The following is a 17,375-nucleotide window of genomic DNA, read 5'->3' on the forward strand; positions in this document are numbered from 1 at the left end:
CATGCTGCGCATTCCTATCGGCAAGGATTGGGTCGTCACCAGCGATGCCCATCAGTTCATTTTAAACCAGAAAAAACTGGTTAAAACCGGCAGCAGAAAGGGCGAGGTGTGGCTCGACGCAGTTGGTTATTACCCGACGGTCACGCAGTTGGTTTCCGGGTTGGTGCATCACCACGTTCGCGACTCAACCGTCACCAGCATTGCCAGTTTGGCCGCTGAGATTGAACGCATCGGCAAGCTGTGCCAAGAGGCTTTCTCCACTCATTACGCGGTAGAAAAAAATGACAATTAAGCAGCAATTTTTAATGGCGGTGACATCACCTTTTTCATGGGGCGCTTATACCGCCACTATTGTTTTATCAATCCTAAAAATCATGGGTTTTGTTCCCCATGGCTCATGGTTGCAGGTCACGTCCCCGGCGTGGGGTGTCCCGCTGATTCTGTTCTTAATGGTGGTGTCGTTCGAGTGGCAGGCTAACCGGAAGCAGAAATGAACAACGCCAGCGAACAAAGAGAGGAAAGGGGGCGTATAGCCCCCTCACCGCCGCCGCCATTCGCTACAACTTCCGGCGAGCCGTTCGTCGGTGTTCATTCATGGAACGCCCCAAAACCCGCCATTGGAAGAGAAAGACCGCTTACCCGTGAGCAACACGCTCAGGGGCAAGCTGTTTTGCGTAAAATTCAATCCTTGCCACATTTCCTCAGCCTAATTTTTCTAGGCCGCCATACCTATTTGCTGAAAGAGCAGGGGCTGCACGCCGCCAATAAGTGGCTTGTACTCCAGTTTGAGCGCCGCATCTGGCCGCGCATTGAAATCGTTAACGATAAAAATGCGATGAACCTTAACGCATCGCCGTGCTTTATGGCGGAGGTGGACAACTATGCAAGTCTGCCGGGCACGGATGACAAGGAGTTGCGACGCTTTGCTGACCGCGTTGCTGGTCAATTGCTGCAAAATTATGACCGCTATTGCGAGGAGTTTATCGCTGAAAATAACGGGGATAATTCACAGTTAATCAGCAACAGTGTTCAGGCCGAATTCTATGGCCGTATCGCGCATATGGCGCGGGCTTTTAACATTACTCCGATGCACTGGCGTAAATATCTCAAAGGTACGCTGGACGCTACGTCAGCAGTTGCCAGTCTGTCACGCCTTGTTAACTCTGAGTGGTGGGAACGCCAGTTGAAGGCCCAGCGCACGCGCTGGCGTGAGGCGTTGCTCATTGCTGCCGGTGAAGTGAACCTCAAAAAACACCCTTACGCGAGTAAGCAGGCTATTCGTGAGGTGCAGGCCCGGCGGCTTGCCAATATGGACTATCTGAAAGGGTGCGAGCTGGAGAACGTCGCTACCGGCGAGCGTGTTGACCTGATTGATAAAGTGATGGCAAGCATATCTAACCCGGAAATCCGCCGCATGGAACTGATGAGCACCATCGCAGGGATAGAGAAATTTGCCGCCAGCGAGAAGCATGTCGGCATGTTTATTACCATCACCACCCCATCGAAATATCACCCGACCCGCGTCGTCGGCAAAGAAGGGGCTGAAAAAGTCCAGTTTAACCACAACTGGGATTTAGAGGCTTTTTCACCGAAAGACGGCCAGCGTTATCTTGTGCACATCTGGAGCAAGATGCGCACCGCGTTTAAAGACAACGATTTGAGCGTTTACGGCATGCGCGTCGTTGAGCCACACCATGACGGTACACCGCACTGGCATATGATGCTTTTTTGCCAACGCAAGCAGCGTCAGGACGTCATCGATATCATGCGTCGCTATGCCTTGAAAGAGGACGGCGACGAGCGAGGCGCGGCAAAGAACCGGTTTGAAGCCAAGCACATGAACAAGGGCGGCGCGGCGGGGTATATCGCCAAATACATCGCCAAAAATATCGACGGTTATGCGCTCGACGGCCAGATTGACCACGACACCGGCAAGCCACTGCGCGATATGGCTGCGGCGGTGACCTCCTGGGCGTCAACGTGGCGCATCCCGCAGTTTCAGCCTATTGGCGTTCCCACCATGGGCGCTTACCGTGAGTGCCGGGCCGCTTGCCTTCGTGGCGTGAGCCTGTCCGATTCCTTTGATGAGCGAGTCGAGGCAGTGCGTGCGGCGGCTGATGCTGGAGACTTTGCCGCCTACATGGCCGGGCAGGGGGGCGCAAACGTCCCGCGTGATGCGCAGACCGTTCGCGTCGCCCGCAAGGTGGCCGATGAGCCGAACGTTTATGACGAAGAGGTGCAAAAGGTTGTCGGCATTTTTGCCCCGCACCTTGGCGCAGGTCATATCCATGAAACCCGGTCAACAGAATGGCGCATTGTTCGCAAGGCTGTTGACGTTGAGCCTTTGACTTTAAAAAGCGCCTCCGGCGCGCCTCGGAGTCCTGTCAATAACTGTGGGGAGGTTCAGCGAGAACCTGATCCAGATATGCAGGTAGCAACGCCTGAGTATGTCACGGCGGTGATGGATTTGATTGATAGCGGGGATGTTAGCTGGAATGACGCGGACGTGGCTAAGACGCTTAGAGATGCGGTAAGGGGGCAGTCACTAAAGGTTAATCACCAAGAAATCACCAGTAATCGGAGAAAATCCCGAAATGATGCGCCGTCTGCTCGCTTGCCCCCGGCCGAGCGGGCAAAAATCCCTCAAATCCGGTTTGAATTGGCACTGCACGGTATAACGCCGGAACCGTGGGAATTACGAGCGCTGGCGGGTGATGCATCGATGGTGTTTGATGGTTTGAAGTTTTCTTTTCTGTCTAACGATTGATGAAGAGGATTTTCGGACTAATGGGCAGGGTGAGCGGCGGATTGGTTCCCGCCCTATGACACTGTTATTGAACCGAGAGGAATCAGGTCTAACGGTCGATTATGTGTTATAGACAGATGTTGTTAAAGTCTTGGGCGCATCCATCACTTACGGATGAAGATGTGTTGATGCAACATAAATCATGTAATCCGCTTAAAAGCGGCGTAATTTGAGGCAGAAAACGCATAACATGCTTTCAAATGGTGATTTAATGCTTTATAGTTGCATTGTGTTGCAACTATAAAGAAGTTATAAATATGCTTAAGTATATGAATTTGATAGCGACATTGTGTCGTTTTAGTTTAAAAAATGAACCAACGCCAGATGTTATAAAGAGTATTTTAAAATTAAGAGATGCTCTTGAAAAAGATGGGCTTACAGTCGAGGCAAGAGCATTAAGTGCCTTGGTTGATAAAGCCCATTCTAAAAAAACTATTGGGCTGGAAAGCAAAGGGATAACCTGGAGTAAAGCGTTTTCGCCTGTAGTTAATGAACTAACTCCATCAACACCTTTGCCTGTAGACAAAGAAAATAGCATGCCTTTAGTTGAGGTGCTTTTTCCTGAGCAGATACGAAAATTTCAGGATTTTCATTTTTTTGAAGAAAATATAACTTCAGCTATTGATGGAATACTTGCTGAATGGAAGCACGCTGATGAATTGAGGGATAATGGTATATTACCTAGTTATAGCTGTTTGTTTTTTGGAGAGCCGGGGACTGGTAAAACAGAGTTAGCCAAATTCTTCGCTGCAAAAATTGGTCTTCCTCTTGTCTCAGCAAGATTAGACTCATTACTGTCATCATATTTAGGTACAAGCGCAAGGAATATTTCAACTTTATTTGATTTTGCAGAGAAATATAATTGTGTTTTGTTTTTAGATGAGTTTGATGCAATTGCAAAGTACAGAGACGACAGCAAAGAAGTTGGTGAAATAAAACGTGTTGTTAATACCTTGTTGCAATGTTTAGATCGAAGGAAGGATAAAGGTATTGTAATTGCAACTACAAATCATGAGAATTTGCTAGACCCAGCCGTATGGCGCAGATTTCAAAATAAAATAAAGATAGAAAAACCGCAAAAAGCTATTAGGGAAAAAATAATAAAGAATTACTATAGACCTATGGAGTTGTCCCAAGCAGAGTTGTCTTTTTTAAATATAGTGCTGGATGGGTTTACCCCATCAGATATTAAAAACTGCATAGAATTCATTAAAAGATTTACAATAATTAATGATGGCTCTAGTGTGGATATGTTTAGAGCAATCAAGGCTTACTTTGTAATAAATGCTAATCATAGTAATGAACTTACAAAGGCGCTACTTTTGGGGAGTGAGCATGAATTAGCGAAAATACTTGTCAATCAACATAGTTACTCCATTCAAGATATATCTAATTTAGTGGGAAAACATAAAAGCACAGTCTCAAGGTGGATAAAGGATAAGTTATGAGCAAAAAAAACATCATTAAAATAAAAAATAGTGGTGGTTATATATACAAGCCTGAGCCTAATGTCGGGGGGGGTAAGAAAGATTTTTTCTATGGAGATGATCTGGCTTTTGCTCGTCATAAGGCAGAACTTATAAATAAAACGTCAGAAATCTCTAATGAAATAAAAAATAGAGAAAGCAAAAATTTTGCAACGTTGAAAATTTCATTAAAGGATGAGGCAATAGCAAAAAGCCATCGGCCTACTAATGCTCTATTCAATCACAAACATCCTGTTATAGGTGGTGGGGAAATTGGAGAATTATATGTACAAGCTAATGAAAGTTCTCTACCTACTCTTGTAGAGAGGCTTTCTCAGGCCAAAGTAAAGTCAGATGTGAAATTCGACAACAAGGGCGAAATAGTATCAAAGGTTGGTGCTTTGAGAAGTGAGGTTAGTGCTATTACAGATATTTCTCTCTATACAGGTAATGATAAGTCCTCTCTAAGCGATGTTGAGTTTTCGAGAGAAATAATTGAAAACAAGAATAGTATTATTGTTGAGCTTTTTATCCCTAAAAGCACTGACACACTCGACTCAAATAAAATAATTGAATTAAAAAAATCTTTCATTGATCAACTAAAAAATAAAAATAGACTTTTAAAAATAAATAAAGAATCTAGATTTTTTCAAGACAATATTTTGTCAATTTCTTTGTTGGATTCAGATGCTCATGCTCATGATATCTTGCCTCTGATTGATGAACTGAAAAAAAACCCTTTGGTGAAAAGTTATTATCCTAGCCCTATAATGGTTGTATCTAAAGAGGCTAAGAATTCAGAAGAAAAAATAAAAAACTTCCCAAGAAGAGAAGTTGATACAAACTATCCTAAGGTTATATTAGTAGATAAAGGAATTCGCAGTAATATTCTTAGCGAATGGGTGGTAGAGAGGTCAGATGCCTTGGGTGATACACCTTTAAATGAGTATCATGCTGATGAAATGGCTAGTATTCTTATAGGGGCTAAGTTTTTAAATGGGAAATTAGAGTGTCTTGAAAATGATGGGTGTGATATTTATGATATATGGATGCCGTCAAATAAGTATACTTTTAGCGACCATTTTGAAAATTTATCAGAGTATAGTGACTGGCTCTATTTGGAAATTCAAGCTGCGAGAGAGCTTGGTTATAGAATAGTCAGTATGAGCATAAACTTCCAGCAATTATCCTCGGCTCATGAATACAGTTTCCTTGCTTCAAGGATTGATGAGATATCGTCGAGATTAGATGTTGTATTTGTTATTTCTGTTGGAAATTTAGATGGAAAGTATTACAGAAAAGAATGGCCAAGCAATGAGAGTGATGTCTTTAAAATGTTAGCAAGATATCAAGAGCCCGATAAAATTCTTATTCCCTCAGATTCTGTTGGCTCACTGTCTGTTGGTTCTGTAAACCATATTAATAACCAATTAATCACTTATCAAGCCCCAACTCGATATACTAGAAGAGGGCCGGCTACTTCATATGGTATTAAGCCAGATGTTGTGCATGTAGGTGGAATTGGTGACGAAAATAACTCTTGTTTTTGCACATTAGATGGATTGAATAAATTAAAGTTTGACTCTCATGGAACGAGTTTGTCTGCACCTCACATTGCAAAAATATTGGCTAGCATTGATATGAAGTCAAATGGAAATTTGAGTAAAACCTCGCTTAAAGCCTTGATGATTCATAATTCTTCGGTACCAGCCTGCCTATCTTCAAAAACAATGAGTAAAGAAGCTCGTGATTTTGTAGGCTTTGGTTTTCCAATGAATTCACAGGACATGATTACAAAGGAAGAAACTTCGTTCACTTTTATTTTTGAAGGCGTCTTATCGAAAGGGCAAGTCGGAGAGTTTAATTTTACTTGGCCTAAGTCATTAGCTAATGCTAATGGGAAATGCCGGGGTAGAATAAAAATGACGCTAGTTTACTCTCCACCTATTGATCGGCAATTTGGGCAGGAATATATCCGAGCAAATGTTGATGCATCCTTGCAACAACAAAAAATTAAAAATAATGTAGGTACGTTTGGTAAAGCTGTTAACTCCATATGGGATATAAAACTTGGTGAAGACAGTAATTTTGAAAAAAACCTCATCGAGCAAGGATTTAAATGGTGGCCTACAAAAGCATATGAACGTGCTAGTAAAGCAGGTTTTGGTAATTCAACTAACTGGAGATTGAGAGTAACATCTCAAGTTAGAGATAGTATGGACTATCCAATCGAAGGAATTAAGTTCTCAGTTATCGTTACTGTAGAAGATCCTTCTGGTAAATCTTTGTCTGTATATAATGAAATGAGGCAAGAATTGATTACTTTGGGTGCCGAAATAGAAGATATTACGATACGCGATGAGGTTAGAGTCTGATGAAAATTAGAAAATCACAAATAACTTATGATTTGGATAAAATTAGTATCCGATTGGAAGAAATGAAGGGCTATAAGCAGGTTAAATCTTACCATGAGGAACTATGTGAAATCAAAAATCTTATAGATCAATTAAGTGCGAAGGTTGGCGGTGGGGGGCTTACCTATTCTATTACAGGTAGAGGTGAGACCCTTGCAGCACCTTTGGAGCAATGTCGTTTCTGTGGGGAGCCTAAATAGCATGGCCATAGAGGAAAAGTATTTCACTGTTAGTAAGTATAAAAGACCTGGTCAACTGGATGATATATTTTTTTGTGTAAATGAAAAAGTAAATGAGTTTCCTGATTCAATCATTAAACTTAAAGATGACATTGAACTTTCCATAATGGTTTTGCAAAGGTTATATAATAAAAGTGAACCTATGTATTGCTTTTATTATGAAAGGGTTTATGTGCTAGCAGACCTGGCTTTCAATGGACAGGTTAGCCAAGTTTTATTGGCGCGAAATGGTCTCGAGAAAATAAAAAATGAAGTTATTTTTAATTCAGGGCCAAATATTAGGAATGATATTCTATTGAATTTTATTAAGTTAATTTTCATTCCGGTTATACTTGCTTTTTTATTCTACTTTGGCTTAACTAGGTTTACTGATGACACCACTTTGCACTATATTGCGAATTTACTTCTAGTTGCGTTGGGGGCCTGTTTGGGATGTTGGCTGTCATTAGCTTTTAGGACTAGAGTTTTTGAATTCAAAGAAATACTGTCAATTATGAGTGATGGATTGGGAATAACTACAAGAGTAATATTTGTTGTTGTTTTCTCAATCTCATTGGCCTTGTTGATGAAAACAGATGTGCTTACTATTAATTTGGGTGGGTTCAGCTCTAAAGCCATAGCAACTGATCCATTTATGGCATTTGCAGGAGGGTTGATAATGGGGTTTGGTGAAAAAATATTTGTTGAGAGTTTTCAAAGGAAAATATCAGCAATTAAAATTTGAATACCAAAAGGCCTCTTGAGGCCTTTTATAATTCTTGCATTGAAAGTGACTGATTTTCGGGAGTTATATTAAACTTACACATTACTACACGTGAAATCCTATAAGGCAGATTCATTGGCTTTTCATGAGCTAGTTCTGTGATATGAAAAGTGCATGAAGATGCATTATCTTGCGTAAAAATCCTCGATGATTATTTTCTACGTATCGCCATACCCAACAAGGCTTAGAGTACCACCGGCAACTGCATTAAAACCGCCCAGCGAAGCGGGCAGGCGTGGCGGGGATAGCATTGCGCGCAGGCACGTATTTAATTATCAGAATTGACGGCGTCAGCGTGTCGTGATGGCGTTGCGGCTCTTTGGTTTGATTCGCTGCTGGGGTCGGCCGCGCGGGCCTTGGTGGGCGTCTGAGGGCGTTTGCAGGTGGGTATGAAAAGGCCGCCAATCAGGCGGCCGGTTTATCATTCGTCGTCGTTGTCGAGGGTGTATTTTTTAAAGCGGATGACCTCCTCGCCGATCCAGTCATTCACCTCAGTGATACGTTGCTGTAGCGGCGTCAGCTCATTGCGGACAAACACCCTTGCGGCCTTCTCCACGTCGCCCACTGACCCGACGTTCTCCGGCTTACCGCCCATCAGTTGATAGGGGATGCGGTGGGCGTCCAGCAGGTCGGCGGCGCTGACCTTTTTGATGTTAAAGAAATCATCCTTCGTCGCCACCTCGCTGAGCGGCACAATCTTGATTCCGTCGGGCTTTCCGTTCGGCGCGTAGAAAAACAGGTTTTTAAAATTCCCCATGCCTTTTGAGTCGCTCATCGCATCGCGCAGCGCTTCCACATCGGTATTGTTCTGCGCAGCGTCCGTCACGTACATGATATAGCCCGCGTGTGCGCCGTTCTGGTAATACTTGCGGCGGAACAGCGTGGCGGATTCATTCAGCCAGGCAGAATTGAGCGCCGACAGATATTCCGGCATCCCGTACAGCTCTTGGTTGATATCCGGTTCCAACAGGTGGAAAACGCTGTTCGCGGCGAACGGGTGCGGCTCAACGAACGATTGCACAAACCAATAAACGCCGGGTTCAACGCCGCGCCGGGTGTATTTGGCCGGGGAGGTTTCCAGCTTCAACAACTTGCCGCTGACGCTCTGGCGTTTTTCTAAAAAGGCGTTGCCGAATACCAGATAATCCAGCACAAATCGGCTGAAATCTTGCTGTGATAGCAGGGGGTGCGTGATGTAGGTGCTCGCTAAAATGTTGCGCTTCACATAAATCGGCGAGCTGTGGTGAACGGCGGCGCGCAGGCTTTTCGCCAGCCCGGAGAAACTGATAGGCGGTTCAATCCATTTGCCGTTACCGACGCACTCGGTGTAATCCAGAATCTCGCGGCGATCCAGAACGGCCGACGGCTCACCAAAGGTAAACGCCTGCATTTTCTGGTCAGGCTCTGCAACAGTCAGAGTCTCTTTTCCCTTGTTGCGGTTGCGATTACGTTTGCTCATCGGTTGAAGTCCAGAATAGATTTAGAGGGCTGGCCGTTGGCGGCGGTCAGGGGTTCATTTAACAGCGCGTGCATGGTTGCCCACGCGACGTCGGCGTGACTGGCTTCCTCGCTGCGGCTCGCCTCGTAGGTCATGCCTCGGCCGCTGGCGGTCATAGTTTTGCGGATGGCCATAAACGATTTGGTGATATCGGTGTAGGCGGTGTCGTATTCCAGCCGGCCGCTGCCGATAGTGTCTTTTGCCTTGAGCACCATGGCTGTTTTCACCTCGGCGCTGTAGCGGATTTCACGGGCGGCCGGGTAGAAGGCGCGCACCAACTGGAAAACGCCTTGCCCGATGCCTGTGGCGTCGATGCCGATATATTCAACGTTGTATTTTCCGGTCAGCTTGCGGATGGATTCGGCCTGCGTGGCAAAATCCATGCCTTTCCACTGGTGGCGCTCCAGTATGCGGAATTTGCCGCCCGTCACCATTGGCGGAGCCAGTACCACGCAACCGGCGCTGTCACCGGAGTGCGCCGGGTCATAGCCGACCCACACCGGCCGGTCACCGAATGGCCGGTCAGCGTACGGGTTAACGTCTGTCCACTCGACCAGACTGTCGACCATGCAGCCCTGCAACTCCTCAAACGGGAACACTGACGAGCTATCGTCGACAAATTCACACATGAACAGGTTGCGGAAGTCCTCGGCGCTGTTCTCCCGTTTCAACACGTCGAGGTCAAACAGGTTACAGCCACCGCGCAGGGCATCTTCAATGGTGACGATTTGCCGCCACTGGCCGTCGTCGCACAGCTTACCGGCGGATAATGCGCTGTGGCTGATATCGATCTCGACGTGCTCGCTGGCGTTTTTGCGGCCCTTGTTAAACAGTTCGCCAGACCAGAACGGAAACGCACCATGCCCCAGCGTTGACGGGGTGGAAAAGTAGGTTGACCGGAGGTGCTTCTGCGAGGCCATGCCGGAGGCCACTTTGCGCAGCTTTTGGAAGTTGGGGATCCAGAAGATTTCATCGACCAGCAGGTCGCCGTTATGGCTTTGCGCTGTGTTGGAGTTGGTGCCGAGAAAAATCAGCTTAGCGCCGTTATTGCCGAGCACAATCGGGTCACCGGTCAGCTCAACGTCAACCCGCCGGGCAAATTGAATAATGTATTCGCGGAATACATACGCCTGCGTTTTGCTTGCTGACAGGAATATCTGGTTATGGCCGGTTTTAAGCGCGTGCAGCAGTGACTCTCGGGAAAAATAGAAGGTCGCCCCAATCTGGCGCGATTTCAGAATATCGCGGATGCGGTGGGCCAGTCCGGCCTTGTGCCAGCCGAGCTGATAATCGAAAGACTCGTCATAAAAAATCTCTTCCAGCTTCGCAATAGCTTCGTCACTGAAATAGTTCTTTGTCGGCTTTTTGCGCTCGCCTTTGTTGCGGTTGGCAACGTTGGGGTTGAGGTCGGCTTCGTTGCCGGAATTCATGTAACGGCTGACGCGCGCAAGGCGTTCAATCTGGCGGCCTAACAGGTCAATTTCTTTGTAGTCGCTGCCCTCTTTTTTTGTCTTGAGAACGAGCTGCACCATTCGCGCCTCGATGCTGGACTCCACGCGGGAAATAGGCGCGATATCGTCCCATTTTTCCCGCTGTTTCCAGCTCTGCACCGTGGGTGCTTTCTGCTTCAACATTTCCGCGATTTGCTTCACGGAGAAACCTTGCCAGTACAGCAACGCAGCCTGTCGGCGTGGGTCGCTGAGTAACGAGGTGTCGGTCTGGATTTGCATGATATGCCCTCATGTGGATGACGAGGGCAAGGCTACGCAAGCCACGACGGCTGCGCGCTAAGGTGCTGTTGTCTGAGGGATAGTCCGTCGGCCGTCGCTGGCCGTGAGGGTGGTCAGTCGGGAAACTAGCCCCGACCTTAACCACTCAGGACAATGGCTCATGGCAAAGAAAGTATCTAAATGGTTTCGCATTGGCGTCGAGGGCGACACCTGTGACAACCGCGTAATTGACGGTAACGATATTCAGGAAATGGCAGGCGGTTTTGACCCGCGTGTTTATGGTTGCCGTATCAATCTGGAGCACATCAAAGGGCTGTTTCCCAACGGCGATTTTAAGCGCCTCGGCGACGTGGTCGAGTTGAAGGCCGAGAAGATTGATGATGACTCTATCCTCAATGGCAAGTGGGCGCTGTTCGCCAAAATGACCCCGACCGACGAACTGGTCGGCATGGTCAAGGCCAGCCAGAAAGTTTACACCTCCATGGAAATCCGCCCGAACTTTGCCAACACCGGCAAATGCTACCTCGTCGGTCTGGCGGTCACTGATGACCCGGCCAGCCTCGGCACCGAATACCTCGAATTCTGTTCCCGCGCCAAGACTAACCCGCTGGCCGGTAAAAAAGCCGAGCCGGGTGATGTGTTCTCTGTGGCGACTGAGGTGCTGCTGGAGTTTGAGGAGCTGCCTGACAGTCTGCTGACTAATCTGACCGACCGTGTAAAAGGCATGTTCAGCCGTAAACAAATCAGCGATGACGCGCGATTCAGCGATGTGCATGACGCGGTCACTGTTATCGCCGAGCAGGTACAAACCAACGGTGACAGCGCCGAAACGCGCTTTGCCCAGCTTGAGCAGGAAATCGCAGGGTTGAAAGGTGAGGTAACGGCCGGTCAGGAACAGCTTTCCGAGCTTCAAATCACCCTCGATACCACCGAGAACTTGAGCCAACAGCGACGCCCGAAAGCCTCCGGCGGCAACGGTGAAGACAGTCTGTTGACCAACTGCTGATAACAGCCAGGGCGGGGCGCGTGGCGCACCGCTGTGAAGTAACCCGAATTCATCGAATCAGGATAATGTAATGAAGACAAAGACCCGCTTTCAATTTAACGCCTATCTGAAACAGGTTGCCAAGCTGAACGGCATCACGGACGTCGGCGACGTCGGCAAAAAATTCAGCGTAGAGCCGTCAGTGACGCAATCACTGATGAACATCGTACAGGAGTCCTCCGAGTTCCTGACCCGCATCAACATGACCCCGGTTGCTGAGTTGAAGGGCGAGAAGGTCGGTGTGGGCGTCAACGGTTCAATTGCCAGCACCACCGACACCGACGGCGGTAAAGAGCGTCAGACCGCTGATTTCACCTCGCTGGAGTCCAACAAGTACGAATGCCAGCAGGTGAACTTTGATTTCCATCTGCGCTATAACCAGCTCGATTTATGGGCGCGCTATCAGGATTTCCAGTTGCGTATCCGCAACGCCATCGCCAAGCGTCAGGCGCTGGATTTCATCATGGCCGGGTTCAATGGCACCAGCCGTGCGGCAACCTCCGACCGTGCCAAAAACCCGATGCTGCAGGATGTGGCTGAGGGCTGGCTGGAAAAATACCGTAAAGAGGCCGCATCGCGCGTGATGAGCAACATCACCGGCGAAGATGGTGCGGTAATTTCGACAGTTATTCGCATTGGCAAGGGCGGCGATTATGCCAATCTCGATGCCGTGGTGATGGACGCGACCAACAACCTGATTGCGCCATGGCATCAGGAGTCGCCTGACCTTGTGGTGATTTGTGGCCGTAAGCTGCTGGCCGACAAATATTTCCCGCTGGTCAACCAAGAGCAACCCAATACCGAGGCACTGGCCGCCGACGTGATTGTCAGCCAGAAGCGTATCGGTAACCTGCCAGCGGTGCGCGTGCCGTTCTTCCCGGCTAACGCCATCTTTATCACTACACTCGCCAATCTGTCGATTTACATCATGGATGACAGTCACCGTCGTCACATCGAAGAGAACGCCAAGCGTGACCGCGTCGAGAACTACGAGTCGATGAAAATTGACTATGTGGTCGAAGACTATGCGGCCGGTTGCCTGATTGAAAACATCGAACTGCTGCCCGCACCGACTGAAAAATCGGCCGCTATGGTATCGAATGTGATCCAGCAGTCATCCGGCGCGGATATCAATGCGTTAGCTGACGCTATTGTGCTGGCAGTTCAAGGCGCTGTGGCTCAACCGGCAGCAACCCCGGAAACCACGCTGGAAACTCAACCAGAAGGCGGCGAGTAAACCATGACGAGTCCCGCACAGCGTCACATGATGCGGGTCTCGGCCGTGGAGGCCGCGCAGCGGGTGGATAATCCGCTGCGCCATGCCACCGCCTACGAGCAAATGCTCGTCAAGCTGGCCGCAGACCGCACAAAGCTGAAACTTATCCATTCTGTCGAGAGAAAGGCCGATCACAAGCGCGCCATGTTGCCGTTATACGCGCCATGGGTGGCGGGTGTATTGGCCGAAGGTCGGGGCGCACAGGATGACATTCTGATGACGGTCATGCAGTGGAAACTCGACGCCGATGACATTCCCGGCGCGCTGGGCATTGCGCCTTATGCCCTGAAATACCGTCTTAAGGTGCCGAACAACAAACGGCCGGTCGCGTATCTGTTTGCCGAAGAGGTGGCACTGTCGGCAGAACGCAGCCGCAAGGCGGGAAGCCCGGCCAGCATCGATGACCTGCGCACCGCCATCGAAATGACCGCCGCCGAGGATATGCCTGACATGGTCAAGGCCAAGCTCTACAAGGTGGCCGGTCTTATGTTGAGTGACAGCGGTGACCCAGCGCAGGCGCTGGAGTACCTCGTCCGCGCAATGCAGCTCGACAGCAATGCCGGGGTGAAAAAAGAGATCCAAAAATGCGAGAGCGCCCTCAAGCCGAAGCCCGCGCCCGCCGCAAAAAGAACAACCACGCGCACGCGCAAGGCCGCCGCAACTCCGGCCAAGCGCGGGCGTCCACGTAAGCCGGTTAAAAAAACCGGCGGTTAACAGAACGCACCCCGTGCCGGGCGGCACGATGGCCGAGAGTGTCTTTTGACTTATCAACGCCATCGTTCACCGCCCACCTATTTTGAGGTTGTCATGACGACAGTGATTATGCGTAACCCGGTCGAACCGAAGGACGAGCCGACGGCCATTATCCCGCAGCCGGATGCGCCAGAGCCGGTGATTAAAAACACGTTCTTTTTCCCGGACGTTGACCCGAAGCGCATCCGCGAATTGATGCGGCTGGAGTACACGGTCACGCCTGAGCGCCTGCGCTTTGCCATTCGCAGCGGTATCGCGGAGACGAATGCGGAGCTTTATCTCTATCGCGAGCAGCAAATCGCCGCTGGGTTCAAGACGCTGGCCGCCGTTCCTGCCGATGAAATCGACGGCGAAAGCGAGAAGTGTTTCCACTACCTGAGCGCGGTCTGCGCCATGACCACGGCAACGCTGTACGAACGTTATCGGGGCGCGGATGCCAGCGCCAAGGGGGACAAAAAAGCCGACAGCGTCGAGGTGTCCATTGATGAGCACTGGCGGGATATGCGCTGGTCAATCGCCCGGTTACAGGGTAAGCCGCGTTGCATTGTCGGGCAAATCTGATGAACGTCATCGCGCTTCAAGGGGACACGCTCGACGCGCTGTGTTATCGCGCTTACGGCCGCACCGAGGGCGTGGTCGAGGCGGTGCTGCTGGCTAATCCGGGGTTGGCTGAGCTGGGTGTCATCTTGCCGCATGGCACGGTGGTCACGCTGCCAGTGATTGACACAGCCCCGGCATCCGAAACCGTTCAGCTATGGGATTAACCATGGAGAAAGTCACCTCGTTTATTGCCTACGTCGTTGCGGTGCTGCTGGCGTGGGCTGGGAAGTATTCCGCGCAGGATATTGCGTTGATTGTTGGCGCGGTGGTCGGCGTCGGCACTTTTTTAACTAACTGGTATTACCGCCGCAAAAGCTATTTGCTACTGAAAAATGTCGGCATCCCCCGGGAGGTTTTCGATGAAATCAATCGTTAAACGTTGCAGCGTCGCCGTCGTGTTGGCACTGGCGGCCTTGTTGCCGGACTTTACCCGGCTGCATACGTCGATGGCAGGCCTTGAGCTAATCGCCAATCTGGAAGGGTGCCGCCTGAGTCCATATCAGTGCAGTGCGGGCGTCTGGACAAGTGGCATCGGTCACACGGCCGGGGTTAACCCAGGGCGACAAATTACCGAGCGGGAGGCGGCGGTCAATCTGGTGGCTGACGTCATGCAGGTCGAGAAACGCCTCGCGCAGTGCATGCCGGTGACCATGCCGCAACCGGTCTATGACGCCGTGGTCAGCTTTGCGTTTAATGTCGGCACCGGCGCAGCGTGCTCGTCGGCGTTGGCGAATTTCATCAATAAAAAGCAGTGGCCAGCCGCATGCAATCAGCTTCCCCGCTGGGTGTTTGTCAACGGAGTCAGGTCTGCCGGACTGGAGAATCGCCGGGGTCGGGAAGTGGCGTTGTGTATGACGGGGGCGTTATGAGTCGCAGTAGCAAGCTTTTTCTGGCGCTGGTGTTGCTGGCGGTCATTGCATTGATGAAATGGCAGGTTATTACCCTTGGCGATCGACTGGATGCCACCAAGCTGGAAAACGTCAAAATAGCGGCGGCGCTAACCGAAAGCCGCACAGCAATAGCTGCCTTACAGGAAAGTGCCCTGAGTAATGAACGAGCACAGGTTATGTTGCGCCAGCGCATCGCCGCCGCTGACCTGTTGGCGAACCGTCGAAACCACACCATTACGAGGCTTCTCAATGAAAATGAAGTTCTGCGTCGCTGGTATCAGTCTGCTTTGCCTGATGACGTTATCGGGCTGCACACCCGCCCCGACTTTGCCACCCCCGACGATTATTTACGCTGGTTGTCCGAGGGTCAGCAGTTGCCCGCTGCCCGGCAGCAGCCCGAAAACCAACGGTGATTTAAGCGCGGATATTTTCAATCTTGAACGTGCGCTGGTGAGCTGCGCGCTACAGGTTGAGGCCGTGAAAAAATGTCAGGAGGAAAACGATGTTAAAGCCGAAAAGTCTGCGTAAGGCGCTCTATGACGCGGTGCCGAAACTCAAGGCCAACCCGGATATGCTGCGCATTTTTATCGATAGCGGTGTCATCAATGCAACGCTGGCCGCGTCCCTGTCTTTTGAAAATCGCTATACGCTCAACGTCATGGTCACCGACTACCCGGATGATATTGATTTCCTGCTGGTACCCATTGAGGCATGGTTGCGGGAAAATCAGCCCGATGCCATGACCACGGCCGAGGGCAAGAAAAAGGGCTTTACCTACATCGCCGATATTAATAAAGACGACAGCTATGACATCAGCATCAGCCTGCAACTGACTGAGCGCACGATAGTGAAAGAGGTCAATCGCGAGCTGCATGTCTCGCACGCGCCGGAACCCCCCTTGCCGATGCCGGTGGAAAGCCCGACGCATCTTTATGCTAATGGCGAGTTGGTGAGTGCATGGGATGAATGAGTTAAAGCCTTTTGATGACAAGCTGGCTGCGTTGATTGCCGGGCTGTCCGCCTCCAGCCGTCGCCAGATGGCCGCCGATATTGCGAAACGTCTGCGCGCCAGTCAACAGGGCAGGATTAAGCGGCAGCAGGCACCGGACGGCGCGCCCTATGCCGACCGCAAACGCCAGCCGATCCGTAGCAAGAAAGGGCGGGTTAAGCGCGAAATGTTCGCCAAGCTGCGCACCAATCGCTACATGAAAGCCAAAGGGTCGGCTGACGAGGCGCTGGTCGAGTTTGCGGGCCGAGTGCAGCGAATGGCGCGCGTGCATCAGGAAGGGTTATATGATCATGCAAGTCGTTTTTCGAGGTTGGTAAAGTATGAAAAACGTGCGCTTTTGGGCTGGGATCCCGCCGAGGTTGAAGCGATTGGTAATATTATCATTAATTACCTTGACTCTTAATTTTTCAATATTACAATCTGTTTCAGAGGTGGCATTCGCCTCTTGTGCTCTTTAGATATGTCAATTTCAATCAGGAACCGAAGCCTAGGCGATCCGAAAGGATCATGACCGGTCATGCGGGGGTATCGTGCGATTTCGTGGAAGACGTGTTCCGCGCATCAATTCGTTGCACATACAATCGACAGTTGTCTGGCGAAAAGGTTAGGAGTTATTCAAGTCGATTATTTTATCCTGATGTGGATCCTTGGTCTGGCCGTACATGTGTACGATTAAACTAGGAAATACAGAAATGTTTACATTCGAACTAAAATTGACTATCAACAAAACTAAGAGCTTGGTGCAAAATCTTCGAGAGAGGAATTGTACGACAGAGCAAATTGACTTGAATTCACGTAGCAGAGTAACTACGTTTGTGGGACTCGCTCCGTGGGCTGGTTTAGTAGTGGTCGTTATTGAACTACTATTGAAACTTAGCTAACTCCT

19 protein-coding genes and 1 pseudogene are annotated in these 17,375 nt (G+C 49.6%); 18 read left to right on the forward strand and 2 right to left on the reverse strand.

The window, feature by feature from the left end:
• Position 1 precedes the first annotated feature (1 nt).
• From ACSOSI_RS11450 to ACSOSI_RS11480, 7 genes are all read left to right on the forward strand, one after another.
• Positions 2 to 292: a DUF5405 family protein gene (locus ACSOSI_RS11450; RefSeq protein WP_476707097.1), complete on the forward strand. Its 291-nt coding sequence runs from the start codon at positions 2 to 4 to the stop codon at positions 290 to 292.
• Entirely contained in the window at positions 282 to 494 is a 213-nt protein-coding gene (locus tag ACSOSI_RS11455; protein ID WP_476707098.1) for a hypothetical protein, read from the forward strand. Before ACSOSI_RS11450 ends, ACSOSI_RS11455 begins: the two co-directional genes overlap by 11 nt.
• Positions 491 to 2,767 (forward strand): replication endonuclease, encoded by a 2,277-nt coding sequence (locus ACSOSI_RS11460; RefSeq protein WP_476707099.1) that lies wholly within the window; start codon positions 491 to 493, stop codon positions 2,765 to 2,767. Before ACSOSI_RS11455 ends, ACSOSI_RS11460 begins: the two co-directional genes overlap by 4 nt.
• A gap of 296 nt (positions 2,768 to 3,063) precedes the next feature.
• On the forward strand, positions 3,064 to 4,254 hold the full coding sequence (locus ACSOSI_RS11465) for an AAA family ATPase (protein WP_476707100.1): 1,191 nt from the start codon (positions 3,064 to 3,066) through the stop codon (positions 4,252 to 4,254).
• The gene (locus ACSOSI_RS11470; RefSeq protein WP_476707101.1) at positions 4,251 to 6,647 is read left to right on the forward strand and encodes a S8 family serine peptidase; all 2,397 of its coding nucleotides are present in this window, start codon (positions 4,251 to 4,253) and stop codon (positions 6,645 to 6,647) included. Before ACSOSI_RS11465 ends, ACSOSI_RS11470 begins: the two co-directional genes overlap by 4 nt.
• Complete coding sequence (locus tag ACSOSI_RS11475; protein ID WP_476707102.1) at positions 6,647 to 6,886, forward strand: hypothetical protein; 240 nt, start codon at positions 6,647 to 6,649, stop codon at positions 6,884 to 6,886. Before ACSOSI_RS11470 ends, ACSOSI_RS11475 begins: the two co-directional genes overlap by 1 nt.
• Before the next feature lies 1 nt (position 6,887).
• A complete protein-coding gene (locus ACSOSI_RS11480) occupies positions 6,888 to 7,649 on the forward strand; it encodes a hypothetical protein (protein ID WP_476707103.1) in 762 nt (253 codons plus the stop codon).
• A gap of 460 nt (positions 7,650 to 8,109) precedes the next feature.
• Here the strand turns inward: ACSOSI_RS11480 and ACSOSI_RS11485 are convergent, their stop codons facing one another.
• Positions 8,110 to 9,147, reverse strand: coding sequence for a phage portal protein (locus tag ACSOSI_RS11485; protein WP_099061774.1), 1,038 nt, complete (start codon positions 9,145 to 9,147; stop codon positions 8,110 to 8,112).
• Positions 9,144 to 10,916, reverse strand: coding sequence for a terminase ATPase subunit family protein (locus ACSOSI_RS11490; RefSeq protein WP_476707104.1), 1,773 nt, complete (start codon positions 10,914 to 10,916; stop codon positions 9,144 to 9,146). Before ACSOSI_RS11490 ends, ACSOSI_RS11485 begins: the two co-directional genes overlap by 4 nt.
• A 160-nt stretch (positions 10,917 to 11,076) precedes the next feature.
• On the opposite strand from ACSOSI_RS11490, the gene ACSOSI_RS11495 reads away from it, so the two are divergent.
• From ACSOSI_RS11495 to ACSOSI_RS11545, 11 genes and pseudogenes are all read left to right on the forward strand, one after another.
• Positions 11,077 to 11,922 (forward strand): GPO family capsid scaffolding protein, encoded by an 846-nt coding sequence (locus ACSOSI_RS11495; RefSeq protein ID WP_476707105.1) that lies wholly within the window; start codon positions 11,077 to 11,079, stop codon positions 11,920 to 11,922.
• A gap of 70 nt (positions 11,923 to 11,992) precedes the next feature.
• Positions 11,993 to 13,198 (forward strand): phage major capsid protein, P2 family, encoded by a 1,206-nt coding sequence (locus tag ACSOSI_RS11500; protein ID WP_476707106.1) that lies wholly within the window; start codon positions 11,993 to 11,995, stop codon positions 13,196 to 13,198.
• A 3-nt stretch (positions 13,199 to 13,201) separates the two neighbouring features.
• Positions 13,202 to 13,951, forward strand: a complete 750-nt coding sequence (gpM, locus tag ACSOSI_RS11505; RefSeq protein WP_476707107.1) for a phage terminase small subunit — start codon at positions 13,202 to 13,204, stop codon at positions 13,949 to 13,951.
• A gap of 93 nt (positions 13,952 to 14,044) precedes the next feature.
• Entirely contained in the window at positions 14,045 to 14,551 is a 507-nt protein-coding gene (locus ACSOSI_RS11510; protein WP_261098808.1) for a head completion/stabilization protein, read from the forward strand.
• On the forward strand, positions 14,551 to 14,754 hold the full coding sequence (locus ACSOSI_RS11515) for a tail protein X (RefSeq protein WP_099061768.1): 204 nt from the start codon (positions 14,551 to 14,553) through the stop codon (positions 14,752 to 14,754). Before ACSOSI_RS11510 ends, ACSOSI_RS11515 begins: the two co-directional genes overlap by 1 nt.
• A gap of 2 nt (positions 14,755 to 14,756) precedes the next feature.
• Positions 14,757 to 14,966, forward strand: a complete 210-nt coding sequence (locus ACSOSI_RS11520) for an HP1 family phage holin (protein WP_151415520.1) — start codon at positions 14,757 to 14,759, stop codon at positions 14,964 to 14,966.
• The gene (locus tag ACSOSI_RS11525) at positions 14,950 to 15,459 is read left to right on the forward strand and encodes a lysozyme (RefSeq protein WP_375189454.1); all 510 of its coding nucleotides are present in this window, start codon (positions 14,950 to 14,952) and stop codon (positions 15,457 to 15,459) included. Before ACSOSI_RS11520 ends, ACSOSI_RS11525 begins: the two co-directional genes overlap by 17 nt.
• Positions 15,460 to 15,512: 53 nt before the next feature.
• Positions 15,513 to 15,806, forward strand: a pseudogene (locus ACSOSI_RS11530) (Rz-like lysis system protein LysB); the annotation flags it as partial.
• Positions 15,730 to 16,008: an Rz1-like lysis system protein LysC gene (gene lysC, locus ACSOSI_RS11535; protein ID WP_476707108.1), complete on the forward strand. Its 279-nt coding sequence runs from the start codon at positions 15,730 to 15,732 to the stop codon at positions 16,006 to 16,008. The pseudogene ACSOSI_RS11530 and the gene lysC, both read left to right, overlap by 77 nt.
• Positions 15,983 to 16,450: a phage tail protein gene (locus ACSOSI_RS11540; RefSeq protein WP_218217974.1), complete on the forward strand. Its 468-nt coding sequence runs from the start codon at positions 15,983 to 15,985 to the stop codon at positions 16,448 to 16,450. The genes lysC and ACSOSI_RS11540 overlap by 26 nt, the downstream gene beginning before the upstream one ends.
• A complete protein-coding gene (locus tag ACSOSI_RS11545; RefSeq protein WP_476707109.1) occupies positions 16,443 to 16,892 on the forward strand; it encodes a phage virion morphogenesis protein in 450 nt (149 codons plus the stop codon). The genes ACSOSI_RS11540 and ACSOSI_RS11545 overlap by 8 nt, the downstream gene beginning before the upstream one ends.
• The last annotated feature ends 483 nt before the right edge of the window (positions 16,893 to 17,375 follow it).

This window comes from Serratia sp. AR11 (assembly GCF_056376275.1).

Bases quoted from the DNA above. Each gene is read 5' to 3' on its own strand.
- ACSOSI_RS11450 (WP_476707097.1), top strand. From the start codon at position 2: ATGCTGCGCATTCCTATCGGCAAGGATTGGGTCGTCACCAGCGATGCC.
- ACSOSI_RS11455 (WP_476707098.1), top strand. From the start codon at position 282: ATGACAATTAAGCAGCAATTTTTAATGGCGGTGACATCACCTTTTTCA.
- ACSOSI_RS11460 (WP_476707099.1), top strand. From the start codon at position 491: ATGAACAACGCCAGCGAACAAAGAGAGGAAAGGGGGCGTATAGCCCCC.
- ACSOSI_RS11465 (WP_476707100.1), top strand. From the start codon at position 3,064: ATGCTTAAGTATATGAATTTGATAGCGACATTGTGTCGTTTTAGTTTA.
- ACSOSI_RS11470 (WP_476707101.1), top strand. From the start codon at position 4,251: ATGAGCAAAAAAAACATCATTAAAATAAAAAATAGTGGTGGTTATATA.
- ACSOSI_RS11475 (WP_476707102.1), top strand. From the start codon at position 6,647: ATGAAAATTAGAAAATCACAAATAACTTATGATTTGGATAAAATTAGT.
- ACSOSI_RS11480 (WP_476707103.1), top strand. From the start codon at position 6,888: ATGGCCATAGAGGAAAAGTATTTCACTGTTAGTAAGTATAAAAGACCT.
- ACSOSI_RS11485 (WP_099061774.1), bottom strand. From the start codon at position 9,147: ATGAGCAAACGTAATCGCAACCGCAACAAGGGAAAAGAGACTCTGACT.
- ACSOSI_RS11490 (WP_476707104.1), bottom strand. From the start codon at position 10,916: ATGCAAATCCAGACCGACACCTCGTTACTCAGCGACCCACGCCGACAG.
- ACSOSI_RS11495 (WP_476707105.1), top strand. From the start codon at position 11,077: ATGGCAAAGAAAGTATCTAAATGGTTTCGCATTGGCGTCGAGGGCGAC.
- ACSOSI_RS11500 (WP_476707106.1), top strand. From the start codon at position 11,993: ATGAAGACAAAGACCCGCTTTCAATTTAACGCCTATCTGAAACAGGTT.
- gpM (WP_476707107.1), top strand. From the start codon at position 13,202: ATGACGAGTCCCGCACAGCGTCACATGATGCGGGTCTCGGCCGTGGAG.
- ACSOSI_RS11510 (WP_261098808.1), top strand. From the start codon at position 14,045: ATGACGACAGTGATTATGCGTAACCCGGTCGAACCGAAGGACGAGCCG.
- ACSOSI_RS11515 (WP_099061768.1), top strand. From the start codon at position 14,551: ATGAACGTCATCGCGCTTCAAGGGGACACGCTCGACGCGCTGTGTTAT.
- ACSOSI_RS11520 (WP_151415520.1), top strand. From the start codon at position 14,757: ATGGAGAAAGTCACCTCGTTTATTGCCTACGTCGTTGCGGTGCTGCTG.
- ACSOSI_RS11525 (WP_375189454.1), top strand. From the start codon at position 14,950: ATGAAATCAATCGTTAAACGTTGCAGCGTCGCCGTCGTGTTGGCACTG.
- lysC (WP_476707108.1), top strand. From the start codon at position 15,730: ATGAAAATGAAGTTCTGCGTCGCTGGTATCAGTCTGCTTTGCCTGATG.
- ACSOSI_RS11540 (WP_218217974.1), top strand. From the start codon at position 15,983: ATGTTAAAGCCGAAAAGTCTGCGTAAGGCGCTCTATGACGCGGTGCCG.
- ACSOSI_RS11545 (WP_476707109.1), top strand. From the start codon at position 16,443: ATGAATGAGTTAAAGCCTTTTGATGACAAGCTGGCTGCGTTGATTGCC.